The sequence below is a fragment of the Pedobacter planticolens genome (assembly GCF_014172375.1).
In the GTDB taxonomy this organism is placed as follows: Bacteria; Bacteroidota; Bacteroidia; order Sphingobacteriales; family Sphingobacteriaceae; genus Pedobacter; species Pedobacter planticolens.
On record NZ_WNXD01000002.1, the window covers coordinates 118,414 to 142,430 of the forward strand.

General features: G+C 34.4%; 19 protein-coding genes. 9 read left to right on the forward strand and 10 right to left on the reverse strand.

Annotated features, from left to right (window positions below; all coding sequences use genetic code 11):
* The first annotated feature begins 5 nt into the window (after positions 1-5).
* Complete coding sequence (locus tag GM921_RS09240) at positions 6-2,237, forward strand: OstA-like protein (protein ID WP_317170972.1); 2,232 nt, start codon at positions 6-8, stop codon at positions 2,235-2,237.
* A gap of 6 nt (positions 2,238-2,243) precedes the next feature.
* Here the strand turns inward: GM921_RS09240 and rdgB are convergent, their stop codons facing one another.
* A complete protein-coding gene (rdgB, locus tag GM921_RS09245; RefSeq protein WP_182922364.1) occupies positions 2,244-2,822 on the reverse strand; it encodes an RdgB/HAM1 family non-canonical purine NTP pyrophosphatase in 579 nt (192 codons plus the stop codon).
* On the reverse strand, positions 2,815-3,426 hold the full coding sequence (locus GM921_RS09250; protein WP_182922365.1) for a hypothetical protein: 612 nt from the start codon (positions 3,424-3,426) through the stop codon (positions 2,815-2,817). Before GM921_RS09250 ends, rdgB begins: the two co-directional genes overlap by 8 nt.
* A gap of 213 nt (positions 3,427-3,639) precedes the next feature.
* Between GM921_RS09250 and GM921_RS09255 the strand changes: the two genes are divergently transcribed.
* Genes GM921_RS09255 through GM921_RS09265 form a run of 3 tightly spaced genes read left to right on the forward strand, consistent with a single transcriptional unit; the run spans position 3,640 to position 6,512 of the window.
* Complete coding sequence (locus GM921_RS09255) at positions 3,640-4,125, forward strand: hypothetical protein (protein WP_235969812.1); 486 nt, start codon at positions 3,640-3,642, stop codon at positions 4,123-4,125.
* Positions 4,126-4,184: 59 nt separating this feature from the next.
* Positions 4,185-5,546, forward strand: a complete 1,362-nt coding sequence (locus GM921_RS09260) for a peptidylprolyl isomerase (RefSeq protein ID WP_182922367.1) — start codon at positions 4,185-4,187, stop codon at positions 5,544-5,546.
* Between the two features lie 3 nt (positions 5,547-5,549).
* Positions 5,550-6,512 (forward strand): AAA family ATPase, encoded by a 963-nt coding sequence (locus GM921_RS09265; protein ID WP_182922368.1) that lies wholly within the window; start codon positions 5,550-5,552, stop codon positions 6,510-6,512.
* Between the two features lies 1 nt (position 6,513).
* Here the strand turns inward: GM921_RS09265 and GM921_RS09270 are convergent, their stop codons facing one another.
* The 7 genes from GM921_RS09270 to mutL all read right to left on the reverse strand — a co-directional run bounded on the left by GM921_RS09270 (position 6,514) and on the right by mutL (position 14,547).
* A complete protein-coding gene (locus GM921_RS09270; protein WP_182922369.1) occupies positions 6,514-7,392 on the reverse strand; it encodes a glycerophosphodiester phosphodiesterase family protein in 879 nt (292 codons plus the stop codon).
* Positions 7,393-7,523: 131 nt separating this feature from the next.
* Positions 7,524-8,378 (reverse strand): nuclear transport factor 2 family protein, encoded by an 855-nt coding sequence (locus tag GM921_RS09275; RefSeq protein WP_235969813.1) that lies wholly within the window; start codon positions 8,376-8,378, stop codon positions 7,524-7,526.
* Positions 8,379-8,522: 144 nt separating this feature from the next.
* Positions 8,523-9,983, reverse strand: coding sequence for a cysteine--tRNA ligase (gene cysS / locus GM921_RS09280; RefSeq protein ID WP_182922371.1), 1,461 nt, complete (start codon positions 9,981-9,983; stop codon positions 8,523-8,525).
* Positions 9,984-10,030: 47 nt separating this feature from the next.
* On the reverse strand, positions 10,031-11,149 hold the full coding sequence (locus GM921_RS09285) for an endonuclease/exonuclease/phosphatase family protein (RefSeq protein ID WP_182922372.1): 1,119 nt from the start codon (positions 11,147-11,149) through the stop codon (positions 10,031-10,033).
* Entirely contained in the window at positions 11,149-11,898 is a 750-nt protein-coding gene (locus tag GM921_RS09290) for a rhomboid family intramembrane serine protease (protein ID WP_235969814.1), read from the reverse strand. The genes GM921_RS09285 and GM921_RS09290 overlap by 1 nt, the downstream gene beginning before the upstream one ends.
* Positions 11,899-11,986: 88 nt before the next feature.
* Positions 11,987-12,694, reverse strand: coding sequence for a rhomboid family intramembrane serine protease (locus GM921_RS09295; RefSeq protein WP_182922374.1), 708 nt, complete (start codon positions 12,692-12,694; stop codon positions 11,987-11,989).
* Positions 12,695-12,696: 2 nt separating this feature from the next.
* Positions 12,697-14,547 carry a DNA mismatch repair endonuclease MutL gene (gene mutL, locus GM921_RS09300; protein WP_182922375.1) on the reverse strand — a complete coding sequence of 617 codons (1,851 nt, stop codon included), beginning with the start codon at positions 14,545-14,547 and terminating at the stop codon, positions 12,697-12,699.
* A 184-nt stretch (positions 14,548-14,731) separates the two neighbouring features.
* On the opposite strand from mutL, the gene GM921_RS09305 reads away from it, so the two are divergent.
* Both GM921_RS09305 and GM921_RS09310 read left to right on the forward strand, forming a co-directional pair.
* Positions 14,732-16,363 (forward strand): amidohydrolase, encoded by a 1,632-nt coding sequence (locus GM921_RS09305; RefSeq protein WP_182922376.1) that lies wholly within the window; start codon positions 14,732-14,734, stop codon positions 16,361-16,363.
* Entirely contained in the window at positions 16,335-18,167 is a 1,833-nt protein-coding gene (locus GM921_RS09310; RefSeq protein WP_235969815.1) for a serine hydrolase domain-containing protein, read from the forward strand. The genes GM921_RS09305 and GM921_RS09310 overlap by 29 nt, the downstream gene beginning before the upstream one ends.
* 180 nt (positions 18,168-18,347) lie before the next feature.
* On the opposite strand, the gene GM921_RS09315 is transcribed toward GM921_RS09310, so the two are convergent.
* Positions 18,348-19,310 (reverse strand): isopenicillin N synthase family dioxygenase, encoded by a 963-nt coding sequence (locus GM921_RS09315; protein ID WP_182922377.1) that lies wholly within the window; start codon positions 19,308-19,310, stop codon positions 18,348-18,350.
* Positions 19,311-19,533: 223 nt separating this feature from the next.
* Between GM921_RS09315 and msrA the strand changes: the two genes are divergently transcribed.
* From msrA to GM921_RS09330, 3 genes are all read left to right on the forward strand, one after another.
* Entirely contained in the window at positions 19,534-20,133 is a 600-nt protein-coding gene (gene msrA, locus GM921_RS09320; RefSeq protein WP_182922378.1) for a peptide-methionine (S)-S-oxide reductase MsrA, read from the forward strand.
* Between the two features lie 198 nt (positions 20,134-20,331).
* Positions 20,332-20,964: an NAD(P)H-dependent oxidoreductase gene (locus tag GM921_RS09325; RefSeq protein WP_182922379.1), complete on the forward strand. Its 633-nt coding sequence runs from the start codon at positions 20,332-20,334 to the stop codon at positions 20,962-20,964.
* A gap of 302 nt (positions 20,965-21,266) precedes the next feature.
* Positions 21,267-23,990, forward strand: a complete 2,724-nt coding sequence (locus tag GM921_RS09330; protein ID WP_202985646.1) for a carboxypeptidase regulatory-like domain-containing protein — start codon at positions 21,267-21,269, stop codon at positions 23,988-23,990.
* Positions 23,991-24,017: the final 27 nt, after the last annotated feature.

Consider the following 24,017-nt stretch of genomic DNA (forward strand, 5'->3'; position numbering starts at 1 on the left):
GTAAAGTGCAGAAATTACGCTTTTTCTTCTTTTTATTACTCTTCCCGAGCATTTTGTTTGCGCAACAGCGGACTAAAATTGAATTAGTTTCCTCTGATCGTTTGACCGTGGACACTAAAACAAATGTAAACTATGTTATAAATCCAGTTTTTAGACAAGACAATGCTACTTTAAGATCTGATAGTGCCGTTTTTTATAAAGATCGAAATTATTTTGAAGCTTTTAAAAATGTTCACATTAACCAAGGTGATACAGTTAATATTTACTCTGATTTTTTAAATTATGATGGAAATGCAAAAAAGGCGCATTTATCAAGTAATGTAAAAATGATTGACCCAACTTCGACTTTAACTACCAATATTTTGGATTACAACATGGCTACCAGAATTGGAGAATATAGTACTGGTGGTAAAATTGTAAATAAAGACGTAGTTCTTACTAGTAAAAGAGGGTGGTATTTTGCCAGCTCAAAGGATGCTTTTTTTAGATATAATGTTGTAGTTGTTACGCCCCAAAGCACTATCAAGTCTGATACACTACGTTACAACACGCTTACCAATTGGACTTATTTTTACGGTCCAACAAATATTAAAGGAAAAGACGATAATTTATATACTGAAGATGGTGCTTACAACACCAAAAGTGAAAATGCGTATTTCGGTAAAAAAAATCTATATACACAAAATACAAAATCTTTAAAAGGTGATAGTTTATATTATTACGGTAAAATCGGGTACGGCAAGGCTGTAAAGAATATTGTATTTATTGATACTTCTGACAGAACGCTTTTACGAGGACAATTAGGTGAATATTACAAAGCGGATGAACGTGCAGTAGTGACCAAAAATGCGTATTTCGGGATGGGAACGAAAGATTCCATTACGGTGAATAATAAGAAAATACCTGATACTTTATGGCTTGGAGCAGATACGTTAGAAACGCAGAAAGTTTTACAACATACTTTAAAGTTGTTGAATAAACCCATTATTCAGAAAGATAATGAGGTAGGTGCAGAAGATGAAAAAGCAAAACAGGAAAAGGAGAAAGAAAAAGTTGAAGCTAGAAAAGCAGCAGCTGCAACTGAAGCAGTGAAAAAACCTATTGTTGCAAATCCTGACACGAAAAAACTGAGCAAAAAAGAAAGAAAACTAGCCGAACAAAAGGCTAAAGATTTAAAAAACAATCCCCCACCACCAAAATTATTGGATAGTACGAAAGTTAAAATTAGTACCGATAGTTTAAAAGCAGATAGCATAAAAGCCGTTGCGCTGGCGTCTGTCCAAAATAAAACGATAGTTCTGAGTAAAAAGGATTCTGTTAAAACGGATAAAAAAATTGCAGCAAAATCAGATGATAAAAAAGCAATTTCGACTGCTGTAAATGGAGTTAAACCGAAAATTGCAGGTACTAATCCGCTTAAAAAAGATAGTGTTGCAGTTTTTAATCCTGCAGATACGGTTAGAACTCGGGTTATTAAAGCATTTCACAATGTGAGAGTTTTTAAATCTAATATGCAGGCAAAAGCCGATTCATTGTTTTATACAGCAGCAGATTCTACTTTACGTTGGTATAAAAATCCCATTTTATGGTCGGAAGGAACACAACAAACAGGTGATACCATTCACGTTTTTTTCAAGAATGATAAAATTCACAGTTTTCAAGTTTTACAAAACGGATTTTTGGTAAACGTAGAAACAGATTCTACCAAATTTAATCAGGTAAAAGGGAAGAAAATTACAGGCTTTTTTAAGGATGGGGAAATGAGAAACATGTATGTGGATGGCAATGCCGAAAGCATTTACTATTCTAAAGATGATAAAGGCAAATACGATAACATGAATCAATCTGTGAGTAGTCGAATTAAATTTCTATTTAAAGACAAAGAGCTAACAGACATTTTGTACATTAAAGAGGCCGAAGGCGCAACAAATCCTATTAATAAATTACCGAAAGAAACACTTTTAACAGGTTTTATTTGGAAGCCGGAATTGAGGCCGGTTAGCAAAGCTGATATTATTAAAGGTAAACCAGCAGCTAAAGTTGCATCCAAAACCACTACCACAAAATCAGCAGTAAAAGTAATTGGACGTGATCCATCTGGCATAAAACCAATTTTACCAGCTAAAAAACCAGTGGTAGAAGATCCGAGTAAAGGGAGAACAACACCAATTAAACCTGCTGTTGTCTCTCCAGTAAAAGTTGATACAACTAAAACGAAAATTCAATCTGTAAATTAATAGGACTTAGTTTTCTTGCAAAAAAGCAATTAGTTTTTGCATAGCCAACGCTCTGTGACTGATTTTATTTTTTTGTTCCATTTCCATTTCAGCAAACGTAATAGAATAGCCTTTTGGTTCGAATATCGGATCGTAGCCAAAACCCTTTTCTCCGACTGGAACTGTTCTTAATTTGCCATAAATTACGCCTTCAAAAAGGTGGTTTTCACCATTTTGGATTAAAGAAATAACGGTTTTAAATCGGGCATTACGATTGGTTATGCCCTCCATTTTTTGAAGTAAAAACTTCATGTTTTCTGCATCGCCTCTGGCGCCACTATACCTTGCCGAATAAATTCCAGGTTCATTATTTAAAGCCTCAACTTCCAAACCACTATCATCAGCAAAACAATCGATATGATAATTCTCTACTACGTAGGTGCTTTTTAAAGTTGCATTTTCTGCAAATGTATTTCCAGTTTCTGGAATATCTACATCACAACCAATACCTGCTAAATTTAAAACCTCATATTTAGGCGCTAACAATTCGCTAACCTCAAGTGTTTTATGGGCGTTATTGGTAGCAAAAACTAATTGATTAGCCATTCTTTAACTGCTGTAAACTTGTCCACAATGTTTTTTTACTAGCCTGATCGCTATCTAAATCATGCAAATTCGAGGTAAAAATTAATCGTGTATCACCTAAATTTAACAATTGATGTAAAGGTTGTGTAGCTAAACCCAATTGCTGCGTTTCAACACCGAAAGACAATACTAACTGGCAATTAAAAAATTCACTTAAATCTTCAAAAGTTGCATCATTATACTTCGAATAGTTGACCAATGCAAAGTCATTATTTGTGAGTTCGATGGCTTTTACCAGTTTTCGTAATAGCTCTGTTCCTTGCTCAGAACTCACTTTATTTACGTTATCATTTACTAAAATCAGAATGCCTTTTTGATTTTTACCCAAAAACTCGAAGTTAAAATTCCTTTTTAGAATTGGTTTGGGTTCTTCCACGATAAGAGGTAAATCTTCAACTGTGTTTACTTCCATTATTGACGTAATAACAGTTTCCTTTGGGACAACTTCAGATTTTATCATAACAGGCTCTGCAAAAGCAATTTGACTATCATCTTTCACCAAATAAATATCGTCGGTAAAAAATAAACGCAAAGCTTCGGCGTTACTTGTTAGTTGGTTGGCCATCTTATCTTTTTAATGAAAATTATTTTCTGTTAAAATTAGTTAAATATCTTATTATAGCGCCTTAAATTGTTACTTTTATCCATTAAAATTATATAGCTGTTGTCTTTTGTGAGAAAAGTCTGTTGCATTTTTATTTTATGTTTTTTTACCTGCATTACATTTGCACAAAATGTTGCTTCTGTTAATGGGAAATCTATAAGCAGCAAGGAGTTTATGTGGGTTTATAAGAAAAATCATGCGGGTATTGCAACTGCAACTTATCAGGATTTAGCGTCTTACCTAAATCTTTACCTAAATTTTAAATTAAAGGTTACTGAGGCAAGAGTAATGAATTTAGATGCTGATACTGCTTATAAAAAAGAAATTAACGGATACGAAAATGCTTTAAAAGCTCAAAAAAAGACTTCCCCAAAAAATATCGAGTATAATTTTATTATGAACGAATACAGGGAAGGCGTTTTGATGTTTAACATATCCGAAAAAAAGATTTGGAGTAAAATACAAGATAGCGAAGCCGCAATTGAAGAATTTTACAACAAAAATGTGAACGCTTACAGTGGTAAAAGTTTTGATGATGTGCGTGGGCAAGTTACTGCAGATTATCAGCAAAGCTTAGAAAACGAATGGATTAAAACATTAAGAACAAAATACACGGTAAAAGTTAACGAAGACGAACTGAGAAAGCTGGCCAAGCTTTAATTAGCTATGCGCCGAATAATATTAACTTTGCAATAGAAATACAATTGAACAAAAAAAGAATGAAGAAATTTTTATTATTAGCAGGCGGTTTAATGTGTCTGTTTTTAAATGTACAAGCTCAAAAAACAAACCTCGATAAAGTTGTTGCTGTGGTAGGAAGTAATATTATCCTATTATCTGATTTAAATCAACAATATGCTATTTATTTGAATCAAGGTAATCCGGCAGATGAAAAAGCAAAATGTTATTTTTTGCAACAAATGTTGGTTCAAAAATTATTAAAACAACAAGCAGAAATAGATTCAATTATGGTTGATGATAGCCAAGTTGATGATGCGCTAGATAAACGCATGCGTTACCAGATACAACGTATGGGTGGACAAGAGCGCTTAGAACAATTTCTTCAAAAATCTGTATTGCAGTACAAAGATGAAATGAGACCAGACATTAAAGAAGGTTTAATTGCTGAGAAAATGCAAGCAAAAATTACTGAAAACACGAACGTTACTCCGTTAGAGGTTAAAAAGTATTTCGATACGTATAAAAAAGATAGTTTGCCAGATATTGGTACTGAAGTAGAAGTTGGTGAGATTGCTTTATATCCAAAATTAACTAAAGCAGAAAAACAAAAATATTTCGATAAGCTTGATGCGATTAGATTACGTATTAAAAGTGGTGAAGATTTCAGTTTCTTAGCTAAAACGTATTCTGAAGATCCAGGTTCGGCATCAGAAGGTGGAGATTTAGGCTTTTTTGATAGAACGATGATGGTGAAAGAATTTACTGCTTGGGCATTTAAATTAAAAGCTGGCGACATGTCTCCAGTTTTCGAAACTGAAAATGGTTACCATATTTTACAAGTAATTGAGCGTCGTGGTGAGCAAGTACATGCAAGACATATCTTAATTAGGCCACAAACTACTCCTGCAAGTTTAGAGCGAGTGAGACTAAAAGCAGATAGTATTTACAAAGACATTAACGATAAAAAATTACCTTTCTTTTCTGCTGCTTCGCTGTATTCAGATAATAAGGAAACTCAATACAATGGCGGTATGATGTTGTATGCAGATAACCAAACTTCAAGAACAACTTTTATTCCAGTAGAAAAAATAGACCCTGCTGTGTTTGTTGTAATTGATACTATGAAAGTTGGCAACATCTCTAAACCTGTTGCATTTAACAGTGCACAAGATGGAAAAGAAGGTTATAAAATATTCTTATTGAAATCTAAAATACCTCCTCATAAAGGTAATTTAGATCAAGATTATCCTAAATTTAAAGAGCGAGCTCAAAAAGAAAAAGAAGCTCGTGTAATGAGCGAATGGTTCCAAAAACGCAAAGAAACTACTTATATTAGGGTTGATGATGAGTTTGCAACTTGTGATGAGATGAAACTTTGGGTTAATAAGGATAAGAAATAAAGAATGCAGTTTAATAACGAGGTCGAAGCCGTAGATGCCCTACACCAGTCCTTTAAAAACATTAAAGCCGAAATTGGTAAAGTTGTTATTGGGCAGGATGAAATCATAAAATCTGTTTTGATTGCGATTTTTAGCAATGGGCATTGTTTATTGGTTGGCGTACCTGGTTTGGCAAAAACATTACTAGTTCAAACTGTATCAAATGTTTTAGACCTCGATTTTAATCGTATACAGTTTACACCAGATTTAATGCCCAGTGATATTATTGGAGCAGAAATTTTAGGAGAAGATCGTCACTTTAAATTTATAAAAGGCCCAATATTTTCTAATATTATTTTGGCAGATGAGATTAATCGTACACCGCCAAAAACGCAAGCTGCTTTATTAGAAGCCATGCAAGAAAAAGCGGTTACCGCAGCGGGTCATACTCACATTTTACCTCAACCTTTCTTCGTTTTAGCTACTCAAAATCCTATTGAACAGGAAGGAACTTATCCACTTCCAGAAGCACAGTTAGATCGTTTTATGTTTAATATTCAGTTAAATTATCCAGCATTTGCTGATGAATTAACAATTGTAAAAAACACAACAAGCAATAGAGAGGTTAAGCTAGAGAAAATTATCGGCGCTAAAGAAATTCAGTATTTTCAGAAACTGATTAGAAATATTCCGGTGACTGATAATGTATTGGAATATGCTGTTAAACTAGCTGCTAAAACTCGTCCAAATACTGCATTAGCTTCAGAAACAATTAATAATTATGTTTCTTGGGGTGCTGGACCAAGAGCATCACAGTTTTTAGTTTTAGGCGCTAAATGTCATGCAGCTATTTCTGGCAAATATGCTCCTGATATTGAAGATGTTCAAGCAGTTGCAGAACCTATTTTACGACACAGAATTGTGCGTAATTACAGAGCTGAGGCTGAAGGTTTATCTATCGAACAGATTATTAAAGATTTATTTTAGCCTATTTCAACTGCCCCATTAAATTGGGATAATCCGTTATAATTCCGTCAACACCAAGGTTCATCATGTACTCAATATCTTTTACTGAGTTTACCGTCCATGGAATAATCTTCACACCCGCAGCATGACATTTATCCACTAAGTTTTTACCTACTAAAACAGAATACGGACTATAAATGGTTGGGTTAAATCCTAAATCTTTAATATTATTTTCAAAATCTTCCTTTTCATCTATGCCTAATGAAGTACGCATTTTAGGATATTTTTTATGCAGATATTGTAATGTACGAATATCAAAAGACTGAATAATCACGCGTTTTTCTAACTTTTTCTTTTTCACAATTTCCATGATGATATCTACAAATTCTTCTGGACTTGGCTGAAATTCAACATCACCTTTGCGGATTAGCTTAGTTTCGATGTTATAATCTGGTTTTGCCAATTTATTCAGTTTCACATACGTTTCAACGGAATCTATTAATTCTCCCAATAAAGGTTTATAGGCTTTAATTTTTTGCTGACCAGGAAAACGAGGATGGATTTTACTACCTACATCGAATTTCTTTACTTCTTCATAATCCATTTTAAAGATGTTATATTTTTTTTCGTCTTTTAATGAGATTGATTTTCCATCAGGTGTTAAGCTATATTCGTGATTAAAATAAGGTTCTTGAGAAACTACTGCTTTTTTGTCTTTAGAAATTACAATCTCCATTTCTAAGGTTGTAGCACCTAGTTGCAATCCTTTTATCATTGCTGGAATTGTATTTTCTGGCATGATTCCTCTAGCACCGCGATGACCTTGCACATCGAATTTTTGTTGAGCTAAAACGCTCAGAGAAATACTTAATAATGAAATTAATAGTAGGTGTTTTTTCATAGTTGAGTTGTAGTCAATAATAACGCCAAATTTTAAAATTTATTCGGTTCTGATAATCGCACAAACATAAACCAACAAAAAAGGATTTCAGCAAAGCCAAAATCCTTAAGATTTATATTTGGTTATTTTGGTTAACGTTCTGCCAAAGTAAAAATTTGGCTCATAATATTCCAGTTTCCATCAGATTGACGTTCCCAGATAAATACATAATGAAAACTTTCTCGTAAATCAGTTTTATAATCTACAGTAGCCACACCATACGTATAGGCTAAATCTCCCCCTAATGCTTTATCAGCTGAAGTTGTTTTCAAACTAATTTTATCAATCATTCTATTATTAAATGCTTGAATATTTTCTTTTCCAACAATTGTTTCGGTTCCTGGAAACATCAATTGTGCATCTTTATTTAAAAAACCCGAAAAAGCACTTGCCCCATATGATTTCAACGTAGTATTTAATGTTTTTTCTGTAGTCAGAATAACTTCTCTACCTGCTTTTAATTCCTTTTCTGTGGTATATTTTGGAATAAAATGGTCTTTAGGTTCTGCAAAACTTGTTGTTGTTTTATTTAAAGGCTTGTTCGTTTCAGCACCTAAATCTAAAATGAATTTCCAATTGCCATTTTCCACTCTCCAAACAGAAAGATAATGTCCATAAGCTTTTTTCTCTCCGTTAACTACGTAATTTCCACTTGTAAAACCCCAATTTCCGCTTCTCGATACTCTTGCAAAAGTTGGTGTCCAGTTTAAATTTTTCATATCTGGTGCAGTAGCATAAAAAGTTCTTGCATTTACAGGATTTGGTCTAAAAACCAACGCATCGGATGCTGCATATTTATTAAATGCAGCTTTTGTTCCATCTTTAATTGCTTCTTCTGCAAATGCTTTTTCTGCGTTTACCAAAGATTTGGTTGTGCCATCTGATTTTTGCGCAAATGCACTCACGCTAATTGTGGCAATTAAAACTGAATAAATAATCTTTTTCATCATGATAAGTAAAATAGTGTTGCGAATATATGATTTGAACGATAAGACTTCCTAAAAAGTAATTAACAATTACACATTATGTGGATGGCTTTTCTTTATAAATAGTTTCTAGTACGGATTTCAATATGTTTCTGTTGATATTGTTTAACTTTTACTCCAAGTTGTTCCGTCTTTGCTATCTTTTAATTGAATGCCGATGTTTTGCAAGCCAACTCTAATCATATCAGAAGTTGCATAATCTTTATTTTCTTTGGCATCTTTTCGCAGTGCGATTACCATATCTAAAACCTCATTTAGCTCTGTATTGCTGGCATCTTCATCTTTCAGACCAAAAACATCGAAGATAAAATCTTGCATTAAGGTTTTTAATTTATCTAATTCTGTTGCAGAAATTTTTAAAGCACCATCATAAACAGTATTCACAATTCGGACAGCTTCAAATAATTCTGCAATTACCACAGGACTATTGAAATCGTCGTTCATTGCATTTTCACAATTCATTCGGAGCGGATCAATTTCTACCTCACTATTATCGCTTGCTGTAAGTTTTGGCAATAAGCTAACCGCATTCATTAATCTTCTAAAACCTTTCTCGGATGCATCTAAAGCATCATTAGAAAAATCTAGTGTGCTGCGATAATGTGCTTGAAGCATGAAAAACTTAACCGTCATCGGGCTATATCCTTTACGCAACAGCGGATGATTACCTGTAAATAATTCTCCTGGCAAGAACCCATTACCTGCCGATTTAGACATACGCGTACCATTTACCGTTAACATATTCGTGTGCATCCAATATTTTGCGGGTTGATGATGATTACAAGCTTCAGATTGCGCAATTTCATTGGTATGATGTGTTGCAGCTAAATCCATTCCGCCACCGTGTATATCGAATTCCTGACCTAAATATTTAGCGCTCATTGCCGAACATTCGATATGCCAACCCGGGAAACCCATGCCCCAGGGCGAGGCCCATTGCATCAACGTTTCTGGTTTAGCTTTAATCCAAAGCGCAAAATCTAATCTGCCATGTTTATCGTCTTGTCCGCCTAACTCTCTGGTATTTGCCAACATATCTTCTAAATTTCTGTTGGTTAAAATGGTGTAGTTATATTTTTGACTGTATTTTTCTACATCGAAATATATGGTTCCATCAACTTCATAAGCATAACCATTATCGATAATTGTTTTTATCATTTCAATTTGCTCGATAATATGCCCGGTTGCAGTTGGTTCAATACTTGGCGGCAAGGTATTAAACACTCGCATCACATCGTGGAAACCTAATGTATATTTCTGAACAATTTCCATTGGTTCCAATTGCTCTAGTTTGGCTCTTTTTGCAAATTTATCATCGCCCTCGTCTCTATCTCCTTCTAAATGGCCAGCATCGGTTATATTCCTTACATAGCGAACTTTATATCCACTATATTTTAAGTATCTGAAAATTAAATCGAATGAAATAAAAGTGCGACAATTACCCAAATGCACATCACTATAAACTGTTGGTCCGCACACGTACATACCTACATGTGGGGCGTTTAATGGTTTAAATAGTTCTTTTTTTCGTGAAATGGTATTGTATAATTGAAGATCTTGTTTCATGCTGTAAATGTAAATAAAAAGCGTTTAATAGATAGATGAAGCCAACATTAGTGCTTAGTTGTTTTTAAGCGCAAGTCGCTACGTAAAGGAAAATGATCGGATAATTTAGCTTGGATAATGTGATAATTTGTAACCTCAATATCTTTAGTGGTGGCAATATAATCGATTTGAAAATTGGGAAATTTACCATTATAAGTTCTTCCTAATCCCTGTCCTTGTTTAATAAAAGCATTATTAAGCGAATCTGTCATTTTAGTAACAGCATAAGACGCTGGCGTATCATTAAAATCGCCAGCAATTATATAAGGTGTGGTGCAAGTTTTCATGTGTGCCTTCACTAAATCAACTTGTGAACTTCGTTTTTTAAAAGCGCTTTTCAACATCCTTAAAATTCTTTTCGAGGAGTTCATTTCTGCATCCATCTCTTTGGTAATTTTCTCCAAATAGTTATAATCTTCTCTTCCAAATGAAATGGATTGTAAGTGAACATTATAAACTCTTAAAGGTTGACCATTAATTTCCAAATCAACAAAAATACTTTCATTTCCTGCATCTGGATTAAAAACAATATTACCCTTATCTTTTATTGGATACTTGGAGAAAATAGCCAAACCAATAGCTTCCGACTGGCTTTTCATGGTAGGTTGAAAGTAATAATATTTCGTATCTAATAATTTCATTAAACTATCAACCGTATCGTATGGCCCTTTATAACGACTATAAAACTCTTGAAAACAGATGATATCAGGGTTTTGTGCCTTAACTATTCCCAACATCTTTTCTTTAACTTCTTGCGTTATTTCTTCGCCATAGGGCTTAAAATTATGCACATTATAAGTCATTACTCTAATTAAACTAGTTTCCGTTTTTTCATTTTTTCCAGCATTGCCGAAAAGACCAAATGTGGCGATTAATGAATGCCAACCAGCGCCAATTATAACAAGTGTTAGTAGAGAAAAAATCCATTTTTTACGTAAAACCCACCACAGTAATAAAATTACGTTTGCCAATAGAAAAAAAGGATACGCTAATCCGAAAAAAGCTAAAACGATATGTTCTCGAGGATCATTTTTACCGGCAAGTGCTCCACAGACTAAGCCTACAGCAGCTATTAGTGCTATAAAAATAATCAGTTTATCGAAAAAGGTTAATTTACTTTTTTTCATTAATTCTTGCTTGCCTTAAACAAAGTTTCTTTCTCGTCTCTGCTTAATTTATCGTATCCAGTTTTAGAAATTTTATCTAATATCGCATCTATTTCTTTCTGATTAACAACGAACTCTTGTTTTTTTACATTTTCATTTCGAACTACTTTCAGTTTTGGTTTTCGCTCAAATATTTTGGTAATATCTGTTCCATTCTGCAATAATTTAATGTAGATAAACCCTAATAATGCACCTCCTAAATGTGAGAGACTTCCACCATCAAATTTTTCTATGGCTATAATATCTAAGAAGATGTATACGGCCAAAAGATATTTGATTCTAATTGGACCAATTAGCAATAAATGAATGCTAAAATTTGGGACCAAAGTTGTTATGGCTGTAAAAATTGCCATTACTGAGGCTGATGCCCCGATTAAAATGGCGCTATCAGCAAATGATTTATAAGCTGGTAAAACATTATATATTAAGGCAAAAAATATTGCGCCAAAAACACCTCCGGCAAAATATACAAAATGAAATTGGCGTGGTTTTAAAAAATCTAAGAACAGTTGTCCCATCCAATACAACCACAACATATTAAACAAAACATGAAAGAAATCAGCATGAAAAAACTGATACGTTAAAACAGTATAAAACCGAGTTAACCATAGGTTCGAAGAAGCCGGAAATGTAATATATTCGTTAATTAAATTCGTTATAAACCCCTGTTGTCCTGCAAGAAAACTTATTAACGAAAATATTGAAACCAAAACAAAAATTATAGTGTTAATACCAATGTATGGTAACACAACACTATCAGATTTAAAAAACTTTAATTTAAAATCAAGCCACAAATTGCTAACCATAATAATCGTAAGGGGTATTTTTATCTTTCCAGAGTTTCACTAAAATAAAGCCAATTAAAGCCCCGCCTAAATGGGCAAAGTGGGCTACCGAGGTTTGAAACTTACCAACGCCCAAGAATAATTCTACCAATATATAAATTGGAATAATATATTTCGCTTTTACTGGCACTGGGATAAACATAATAAATAGCTCCGCATTTGGATAGAGCATACCAAAACCAACCAGCAAACCAAAGATAGCACCAGAAGCACCAAGCATTGGTCCGGCATAAATATCATTAAGGAGTTGCATTTTATCCGGACTTATGTTAAGAGTTTGAGTAACATCAAATGTAATGCTTCCTAAAACCGAATAAACCTCATAAGCTTGAACAGCCCATTGTAGCCCCAAAGCACCTAACCCTGTCACAAAATAAAAGACAAAGAATTTTTTTGCTCCCCATCTTACTTCTAAGGCACTTCCAAAACTGTATAGGGCAAACATATTAAATATGATGTGAAAATAGTCGACTGGACTATGCATAAACATATAAGTAACGGGTTGCCATGGTTTAAAGAAAGGTGAATCGAAATAAAATACAGACAAATACTTTACCAATGTAAATTCATCACCGTTTTTAAACATAAGAGTCGCAATAAAGAAAATCACATTAATAATGAGTAAATTCTTTACAACTGGCGGTATATTTAGATTATTCATATTTATTTATCAAATTTCTGAGCAATTTCTGTTAAAGCCATTGTTTGTATAACAGGTTTTCCGCTAATGCTAAAATTAGGTGTTTTACAGGCAAAAAGTTCTTCAATTAAGGTATTCATTTCTTGCTGACTTAAAGCCGTCCCTCCTTTTATTGCACTATTTTTCGCCATACTTCTGGCCAATGCATCTCGTTTATCTAATTTAAGTTCTTGTTGCGAGTTTTTAAAACCCTCAATTAAATGTTCAAACAATTGAGTTTCATTAATATTTGTACTCCCTAAATCAACTGGAATACCTTCAATTACTAAAGTATTTTTACCAAACTCTCTTACTTCAAAACCTAAACTTTTAATATCATCTAGTAAACTTTTGGCCAACTCATAATCGTTAGGACTAAGTGTTACTGTTTGCGGGAATAAACTTTGTTGCGATGCTCCTTTTCTATCGTCCAAATGCAACAAAAATCGTTCGTATAAAATTCGTTCATGTGCAGCTTGTTGGTCGATAATCATTACTCCCGATTTAATCTGAGAAACAATATAACGATGATGTATCTGCATAAATTGCTTTTGAACAGGCTCAAATTGATCATCTTTCTGATTTCCTAAATCTATAGAAACTTGCTCTGGAACATGATGATTACTTATTTCATACAACGAACCCCAATTTTTACTTGGAGCCATGCTTTGACCCGGGCTTCTTTGATAAGAACCGCCTCCTCCACTATTAATTGCTTTTTCTGCGCCAAAAGGATTAAAATCTGGATTAAAAGCAATGCTAGGTGGCACAATATCTTCTGGCGCTTTATGACTAATCATATTACTAAAACCAGTTTCTTGGTTAAAATCAATAGTCGGACTAATATTAAATCTACCTAATGATCTTTTTACTGCCGAATGAATAATCGCATAAATTGATTTTTCATCCAAATATTTAATCTCAGTTTTAGTTGGATGAACATTCACATCAATTTTTGCAGGATCAATATCAATAAACAACACATACAACGGAAAGTTATCATCAGGTAATAATTCTTGATATGCTTTATTTACTGCATGATTTAAATACGCATCCTTAATAAAACGATCATTCACAAAAAAGAACTGTTCTCCTCTGGTTTTTTTGGCGAATTCTGGTTTCCCAATAAATCCTTTTAGGTTAATAATGGTTGTTTCTTCTTCTACCGGAATTAATCGCTCGTTGTAATTATTACCAAACAAATGCACAATACGTTGTTTCATGGCAGATGCTGGCAAGCGATAAACTTCTAACCCATCGTGATGTAAGCTAAAAGCGATGTGTGGTTTTGCCAATGCAACGCGTTGAAATTCATCAATAATATGACGCATTTCTGCCGGATTACTCTTTAAAAAATTCCGTCGAGCAGGTGTGTTGTAAAAAAGGTTTTTTATAGAAATACTGGTGCCATTTGCAGTAGCAACAGGTTCTTGTTTAATAAAAGAAGCGCCTTCAATTTGTATCAATGTACCCAATTCATCCTCATGGCGTTTGGTTTTCATTTCTACTTGCGCAATCGCAGCAATTGATGCCATTGCCTCACCCCTAAAACCCATGGTACGAATGGCAAATAAATCTTCCGCTTTGCGAACTTTAGAAGTTGCATGACGCTCAAAACACATTCTAGCATCCGTAATCGTCATGCCACAACCATTGTCTATAACTTGGATTAGGGCTTTTCCAGCATCTTTAACAATCAATTGTATTTTATCCGCACCTGCATCTATGGCATTTTCTAGTAATTCTTTTACCGCTGATGCAGGTCTTTGCACCACCTCTCCTGCTGCAATTTGATTGGCAACACTATCGGGTAAAAGTTGTATAATATCAGACATTTATATTCTCGAGTAAGGGCGCTAATTTAGCGAAAATAAGGCTAATCTAATTGTCAAATTGCTATTTCTTTCACCACAGATGCGCACAGATTTAGATAAAAAAACATTTATCTGTGTTCATCCTTTTTTATCTGTGGTTAATTTTGTTACTTAAAAACTGTAAACTGATTTATATCTTTAAAAGATGAAACGAATACTCCCTCTATTTGCTTTACTGCTAATTTTATTTGGTTGCGGCAAACCACAAGCAGATTTACTCATCTATAATGCAAAAATATATACCGTCAACGACAAATTTGATATAGCAGAGGCGATGGCTGTTAAAGATGGCAAAATTTTAGCCGTTGGTAGCAGTGCTGATATTCTTAAACAATATGGTGCAACGGAAGAAGTAGATGCAAATGGAAAAGCAGTTTACCCAGGTTTTATTGATGCACATGCTCACTTTTTTGGCTACGGCGAAAGCTTACAAAGTGCAGATTTAACAGGAACAACAAGCTGGGAAGGTGTATTAAATCGTATCACTGAATTTGCAAAAACACATCCCGATGGTTGGTTAACTGGCAGAGGTTGGGACCAAAACGATTGGCAAAACAAACAATTTCCGAGTAAAGAAAAACTGGACGAATTGTTTCCGAACAGACCGGTTTTATTAGAACGAATTGATGGACATGCATCTATTGCAAACCAAAGTGCTTTAAATGCGGCAGGCATTACCAAATCATTTACACTTACTGGAGGTGAGATTGTAGAAAAAGATGGAAAATTAACTGGCCTACTTGTAGATAATGCAGTAGAATTAGTTGCAAATAAAATCCCTCCTCCAGATGAGAAAAAAGCGACAAAGATGTTGTTAGATGCGCAAAAAAACTGTTTCGCTGCTGGCTTAACTACAATTGATGATTGCGGTTTAAATTTTGATGCAGTTGAGTTTATCGAAAAAATGCATAACAACAAAACACTAAAAATGCGTTTGTATGTGATGCTTTCAGATGCCGAAAAAAACTACGATTACTTATTTAAACGTGGTAAAATAAAAACAGATCGACTAAATGTGCGCTCGTTCAAAGTATATGCCGATGGCGCTTTGGGCTCTCGTGGCGCTTGTTTATTACATCCGTATAGTGATATGCCAAACAAATCTGGCTTCCTGTTAAGTGATAGTAAACACTTTGAAGAAGTAGCAAAAAAAATTAACGAACACGGTTTTCAAATGTGTACACACGCTATTGGCGATTCTGCAAACCGTACCATTTTAAAAATATACAACCAAGTTTTAGGCGGCAAAAATGACAAGCGTTGGCGAATAGAACACGCTCAAGTTGTAGCACAAAGCGATTTTAACCTATTTGGTAGTGCCAGCGTTGTGCCTTCTGTACAACCTACACATGCCACATCAGATATGTATTGGGCTGCAGATCGTTTAGGAAAAGAAAGAGTAAAAGGTGCCTACGCCTACAAACAATTACTAGATCAAAATGGTTGGATACCTTTAGGAACCGATTTCCCGGTCGAACAAATAAACCCAATGCTTACTTTTTATGCAGCAACAGTAAGAGAAGACGCTAAAGATTTCCCACAAGGTGGATTTCAAATGGAAAACGCCTTAACACCAGAGCAAGCTTTAAGAGGAATGACGATTTGGGCAGCAAAAGCAAATTTTGAAGAAAAAGAAAAAGGAAGCCTAGAAGTTGGCAAATTTGCAGATTTCGTCATCCTAGAAAACGACATCATGAAAGCAAATCACCAACAGATATTACAAAACAAAGTATTAAAAACCTACCTAAATGGAGAAAAAGTATATGAGAACAAATAACCTAATTGGCACAATCGCCGCTTGTTTAATCCTAATTTTTACTTTAAGTGCATGCGCCCAAGATCACAAACAAAACGAAAACCGATTAAAAAACATAACTACCATTGCCAATAGTTCGGTTTTATTAAACAATCAACAAGGTTTTGTTCCCGTTACTAAACTGGCAGATAAAAAATTCGTTTCCATCAACTTAGGTTTTGCATACCAATCATCATTTGATAGTTTATTAAATAAATATGCTGATGTAAAATCACTAAGCGCTGAAAAATACCGTGATTCAGCTACGCTAAATGATTTAGCCGACGATTTGAAATATTACACCACTGTTATCATCCCTATTACAGATCAAATGGCAACTAACGGTCGCTTTTTAAACTTTATAAGCGATGTAGCAAAACATAAAGATGTAGTTTTAGCCGTATTCGGCGATGGAAAAAGCCTAGGTTCATTTGATAATTTAAACTCACCTATAGTTTGGAGCCCACAAAATAACAACGAAGCCGCTATGGTTATTCCTCAAATCATTTTTGGCGGAATAGCTGCACAACAAACATTAAGCAAAGTATTTTCTGGAAAATATACTGCAGGTTCTGGTTTTAAAACCACAGTTACACGTTTAAAATATACCGTTCCAGAAGACGCGAATGTAAACAGTGAAGATTTAAACGAAATTGATAAAATTGTTGCCGAAGGAATTGCTGGAAAAGCATCGCCAGGCATGGTAGTTTTAGTAGCTAAAGATGGTAAAGTGATTTACAATAAGGCATTCGGTTACCATACCTACGATAATGTGATGCCAGATAAAGTAACTGATATTTTCGATTTAGCATCTGTAACCAAAATCACAGCAACTACCCCAAGCGTAATGCGTTTAGTAGAGGAAGGTAAATTGAAGTTAGACACCAACATTGGCTATTACATTCCAAGAGCTCGTAATACACCAATGAACGCCATAAATGTTCGCGAAGTAATGCTGCATCAAGCAGGCTTTATTCCGTACATTCCTTTTCATAACTACATAAAAGAAGGCGATTATGCTAGAGATTCATCAGCCGCATTCCCCACCAAAGTAGCCGATAGATATTACATAAGAAAAGGGTTTTTTAGCGATTTTATGTGGCCAAAAATGTTAAACTCGCCTATAAAAACACGTGGAACGTATGTGTACAGCGACATTAGCATGTACGTAATGCAAGATATCGTAGAGCATATTACCCAAAAACCCGAAGAACAATATGTGCTAGATAATTTTTATACCCCATTGGGGATGCATAGCACAGGCTATTTGCCGCGTAATCGTTTCAGTAAAGATCAAATCATACCAACAGAAGACGATCAGGTGTTTAGAAAAACCTTATTAGAAGGTTATGTACATGATCAAGGCGCAGCCTTAAAAGGTGGCGTTGCTGGTCATGCAGGGTTATTTGCAAACGCTAACGATTTAGCCATTTACTATCAACTTCTGTTAAATAAAGGAACCTACGGTGGCGAACAATATTTTAAACCTCAAACCGTAGAAACTTTTACCAGCAAACAATCTAATGTTAGCAGAAGAGGTTTAGGTTTTGACCGTTGGGATCCAGATTTGACTAAAAAATATCCATCAGAATTGGCATCTTCTCAAACTTTTGGGCATACGGGTTATACAGGGATTGGTGTTTGGGTAGATCCATCTAGGGGATTAGTTTACATCTTTTTATCTAATCGTGTTAACCCAACGGTAAGCGAACAATTAGGCAGAATGAATATTCGCCCTCGCATACAAGATGCAATTAATAGGGCAATTGATAAAGGAAAGAAATAGATAGAGCGCAAGCGAAGAATCTAGCCCCTCGTTATCAAAAACATCAAATTAATAGATGAGGATGGCAAAGTAGATAAAATGTGATTAGTTTTAAAAACAATGTTTCTCAAAAAGGTTAAACAAAAAGGGTTTCACAATGTGAAACCCTTTTTTACTTGTCATTCAGAGAATAGCGAAAGCTTATTTCTTCAACCCTATCTCTCTTAATCTTTCATCTAAATATTCTCCAGCAGTCATATCGCTGTATACTTTTGGATGTTCTGCATCGATACAAGAGTTCAATGAGGTTAAATCCATATCGCTACGCGGATGTAAGAAAAATGGAACTGAGAAACGTGAAGTTTTCATCAATTCTCGTGGCGGATTTACCACTCTATGCGTAGTAGATTTTAATTTATTGTTAGTTAAACGTTGCAACATATCGCCAACATTTACAACGATATCTGTATGTTCTGCTTTAATAGCCAACCACTCATCGCTACGTGTTAAAACTTCTAAACCATCGGCACTTGCACCAATTAATAAGGTGATTAAGTTAATATCTTCGTGTGCTCCTGCACGTACAGCATCATCTGGTAATGCTTCTGGGTTTTCAATTGGGAAATAGTGAATCCCTCTTAAAATAGAATTTCCATTGTGCACGTGTTTATCGAAATAGTTAATTGGCAACTGTAAATAGGTTGCAATGGCACGTAATAAATGTTTACCATTCTCTTCCAGTTTCTGATAAATTTCTCTGGTTACTGGATTAAATTCTGGTATTTCTTCTAATACTTCATTATCAGGATATTCAGTTTTTATCGCATCGCCGTCGCTTACTTCTTGACCAATTTGCCAAAACTCTTTTAAATCTGCTGTTTTAGCTCCTTTTGCAGTTTCTTTACCAGCACTTGTATAACCACGCTGACCAGCTAATTCTACTTTTTCGTATTTGCGTTTGGTTTCTACGGGCAAAGCAAAAACGCCTTTAATATTTTTATATAATTTATCAATCAATTCTTGACTTACGCCATGATTGGTGATGGTTACAAAACCAGAATCGTTAAAAGCTCTTCCTAATTCGTCAGAAAACTTTTTACGTTGTTCTTCATTACCATTGATGTATGTACCTAAATCAAGGCAAGGGATATACGGTGTAGACATAATATTTTTATTAAATGAACATTAAATTTAGAAAAGATATGTTAATAAAACTCAATCGCTCTGTTTTTTGTTACTAAACAAACTATATAACAATAGGTTAAGTTATTAACAAATTAATGAATTCGCAATTAAAAATACACATTATCAAAGGGAAGTCCTTTTTTAATTTTAAGAAACTTTAATATCTTGTTTTACGTATTATTACGTAGTAAAATAAATCAAGATGAAATATATCACAATTATGGTTTTAATTCTTTTATCTATGCAAGATGCTGACGCTCAAAAACAAAAACTACAAAAAGCAACATTCGGAATGGGTTGTTTTTGGTGTACTGAAGCTTTATTTCAACGTTTAAATGGCGTTACGGGTGTAAAATCTGGTTATGAAGGTGGCGATGTTCCTAACCCTACTTATGAAGAAGTTTGCACTGGAACTACTAATCATGCTGAAGTTATTGAGGTTAGTTATGACCCTGCAAAAATTAGTTACGATGAATTGTTAGAGGTTTTTTGGAAAAGCCATGATCCTACAACTTTAAATAGACAGGGTGCAGATGTTGGTACGCAGTATCGTTCGGTAATATTTTACCATAGTGATGAACAAAAAGAGACTGCTGAGAAATATAAAGCGGCACTAAATAAGGATAATGCTTTTGGAAAACCTGTGGTAACTACTATTGTAAAAGCTGAACCTTTTTATGTGGCTGAAAATTATCATCAAGATTATTTTATAAAGAATGGTGAGCTTCCTTATTGTCGTTTGGTGATTTTACCTAAAATGGAGAAGTTGGAGAAGTTGTTTAGAGCAAAGTTGAAGAATTGATAGCCGCAGATTAACAGATTTTAGGCTTAAATATTTATCTATTCTAAAAAATCTGTGTTATCTGTGCGCATCTGTGGCCAAAAATCCATTTCGCAATCTAATTGTCATTACGCCTAAAATGACAATTTACTTATCATACATCAAGAAGAGATCAATTTATATTAATCACATTTGTATTATAAAATTGATATAAATAAAATGAGTTTAATAGAAGCACTTAATTGGCGTTATGCCACTAAAAAAATGAACGGCAAGGCTGTTCCACAAGAAAAAGTAGATCAGGTTTTAGAAGCTGCTCGTTTAGCACCAACTTCTTCTGGCTTACAACCTTATAAAGTTATTGTGGTAACTAACCCAGATTTAAAACAAACATTGTTACCACATTCATTTAACCAATCTCAAATTATAGATTCGTCTCATCTTTTGGTTTTTGCAGCTTGGGATGATTATACTGAAGATAGGATTAATGGCATTTTTGCGCACACACACAACGAACGCGGTACGCCACCAGAAAGCACAACTGACTACCAAAAAATGTTAGTTGGCAATTATGTTCCACGAGGTGAAGAAATAAACTTTAACCATGCAGCTCGTCAGGCTTATATTGGTTTTGGAATAGCATTGGCCGAAGCAGCGATACAAAAAGTAGATGCAACACCAATGGAAGGATTTGACAATGCGCAATACGATGAAATTTTAGGATTAAAAGCAAAAGGATTAAAAAGTGTTGCAATTATAGCTTTAGGCTATCGCGATGAAGCTGGTGATTGGTTAGTTAACTTGAAAAAAGTTCGTCAGCCGTTATCAGAATTTGTGATTGAATTTAAATAATAAACTGAGTTCGATTAAATGATAGTCTTAAGGACTGTTGCATAATCAAATCGTCCTTGCGAGAAGCGTAGCGACGAAGCAATCTTTCATGATTAGAAAGATTGCTTCGTCCCGATGAAAAATCGGAGACTCGCAATGACGACCTGCTCTAAAAAGCGAAACGGATGCTTTGAAAACAAGGCATCCGTTTCTTTTTGCCTTAAATTTCAATTGTAAAAATATGTTAAAGATTGGTTACAATGCTTATCCATCAATCAATAATCAATATATTAGCAAACGTTTCATACGCTTAATCCAATTTGATGAAATTTACGAGAATTCTCTTTACGCTAGTCGCTTTTACCTTTGTCCTTAATTTATCTGCATTTGCACAACAGGATAGTATTGCGTTAAACAACATCATTACAAAGACTAAAAGATTATCTGATGAACAACCTGTAGAGAAAGTTTATCTGCATTTTGACAAACCGTATTATGCAGTTGCAGATACCATGTGGTTTAAAGCCTATGTTACGATAGAGCAAAATTTACCTTCGCCCCTAAGTAAAATAGTGTATGTAGAAGTTTGGAATGCGCAAGATTCTTTAGTGCAAACTGTTAAATTACCCATTAAAAATAGTGTTGCGTATGGAAATATTCCGCTTAACATGCAAAATTATAAGCAGGGAAATTATTATGTGAGAGCCTATACCTTATGGATGTTGAACTTTAGTAATGATTATTTCTTTACGAAAACCATTGTGCTTGGCGAGGCAATTGATAAACAGTTAATCACCAATATTTCATATAGTAATGAGCAGAGCGATAAGAATTTAAAAACCACAGCTAAAATTCAATTTAAAGATACTGCTAAGAAACCCTATGCGAATAAAACCGTAAACTGGAAAGTTATTTCTAATTACGATGTTGTGTTAAGAGGTAAAGGAACTACAGACCAAAATGGTATTTTAAATGTTGTGGTAAACAGTAAAACCGAAGAGATTATTACAAAAGGAACAATCATAGCCGATATTAATATTGCTGATAAGGAAGTGGCAAGTGCTAGTTTTAACTTAAAACAAACTGCTAATAACGTTGATTTTCAGTTTTTCCCAGAAGGAGGACAATTAATTAGCGGTATACCTAATCAAGTTGGTTTTAAAGCGCTTAAAGTTTCGGGTTTAGGAGTTGATGCAAAGGGAGTTATTATAGACGATCAGAATAATGAGTTGACTACGTTCACTTCTTCTTACGCGGGGATGGGTTCGTTTTATATTACTCCAGAAAGTGGAAAAAACTACAAAGCTAAGGTTACATTTAAAGATGGTACTATAAAAACTTACGATTTACCTAAAGCTGCTGCTTCGGGTATCAGCTTGCAAGTAATTAATTCGAACGCAGAGTTTATTAACCTTAAAATATTAGCCAATACTTCATTTTATGAAGCTAATACAGATAAATCGTTTTTTGTTGTAGCGCAAAACTCTAGTGTAATTTATTATGCAGCTAAAGCCAATCTTAAAAATCAAGTAATTATCACTAAAATTCCTAAAAAGAATTTCCCATCGGGGATTGTTCAAATTACATTGTTTAATGCTAATAATGAGCCATTAAGTGAACGATTAGTTTTTGTTTTGCATACAGATGCAATGAATTTGGCTGTTAAATCAGATTTACCTGTTTACAAACCTCGTCAAAAAGTAAAAATGACTTTAGATGCTAAAAGTGCTGGCTTACCAACTGCTGGCGATTTTTCTGTGTCGGTTATTGATGAACAAAAAGTACCTGTAGATGAAAATAACGAAACCACTATTTTAAGTTCGTTGTTGCTTACCTCAGATTTAAAAGGCTACATCGAAAAACCTAATTACTATTTCACCAAAACTGACGAGAAGAAACTAGCTGATTTAGATAAGTTGATGCTTACACAAGGATATCGCAGATTTACTTATAAAGATATTTTGGCTGGCCATTATCCCGCTGTTACGTATTTACCAGAACAAGGAATTAACATTACAGGTACATTGAGAGATCGTACGGGCATGCCGATAAAAAAGGGCGCCATGCGTTTAATGGTTCCAGGCAAACCCATTTCTTCAGAAACTGTTACAAGTAACATGGGATTATTTAATTTTCAGAATTTAACTTTCCCAGACTCTTCGCAAGTAGTAGTTAGCGCTAAATACAATGCTAATGCGGCTAATTTAATGATTATGTTAGATGGAATTCCTACTGCTGGCGCTGCAAAAAATAGTAACGTAGCAGATGAAGTAACCAATATTGATACCGTTCTTTCTGCCTATTTAAGTAACAGTCAGAAACAATACAGATACTTACGCACCCTTAAAACGGTAGAAATTAAAGGTGCAGCGGTTAAAAAACCAAGTCATGCAGACCATGGCGCTTTATCAGGTTTAAGTTCTATACCCGATCATTTAATTACTGGAGATCGTCTTACAACTGGATGTGCTCAGTTTTTAACTTGTTTAAAAACAATGGCTACTGGACTAACTTTTGATATTGATAAATTCTATATTTCTAGAGATTATAATCAAGGTGGGAGAACTCCAGTTCAAATTTTTATTAATGGAAATCCAGTAGATGCTATAGAAGTTAATAGTGTAAATGCTGCCGAAGTTGAGTCTGTAGAAATATTTTTAAAAGATGATTTAGGAACGGTGGATAGAATGTATGGAACAAAAGGGGTATTGGTAATTAACACTAAAAAAGCACCAGTTGGTAAGAAAATAAGCAAACAAGAGTTGATGGATATGTTACCAAAAACAAACATCATTACCTTTAATCCAATGGGATATAGCAAAGAACGTGAGTTTTATTCTCCAAAATATCTTCCATCGGTTACATACCCAAATAGCGATTTACGCACTACCATTTATTGGAATCCTAAATTAATTACGGATGATAAAGGCAATGTGAGTTTCGAGTTTTTTAATGCTGATGGCAGAGGAACTTACCGTGCCGTAGTAGAAGGTATTGATAAAAATGGAAATGTAGGCAGAGCAGTTTATCGTTATACGGTTAAATAAAGATAGTACATAATAAAAGTGCGGCAT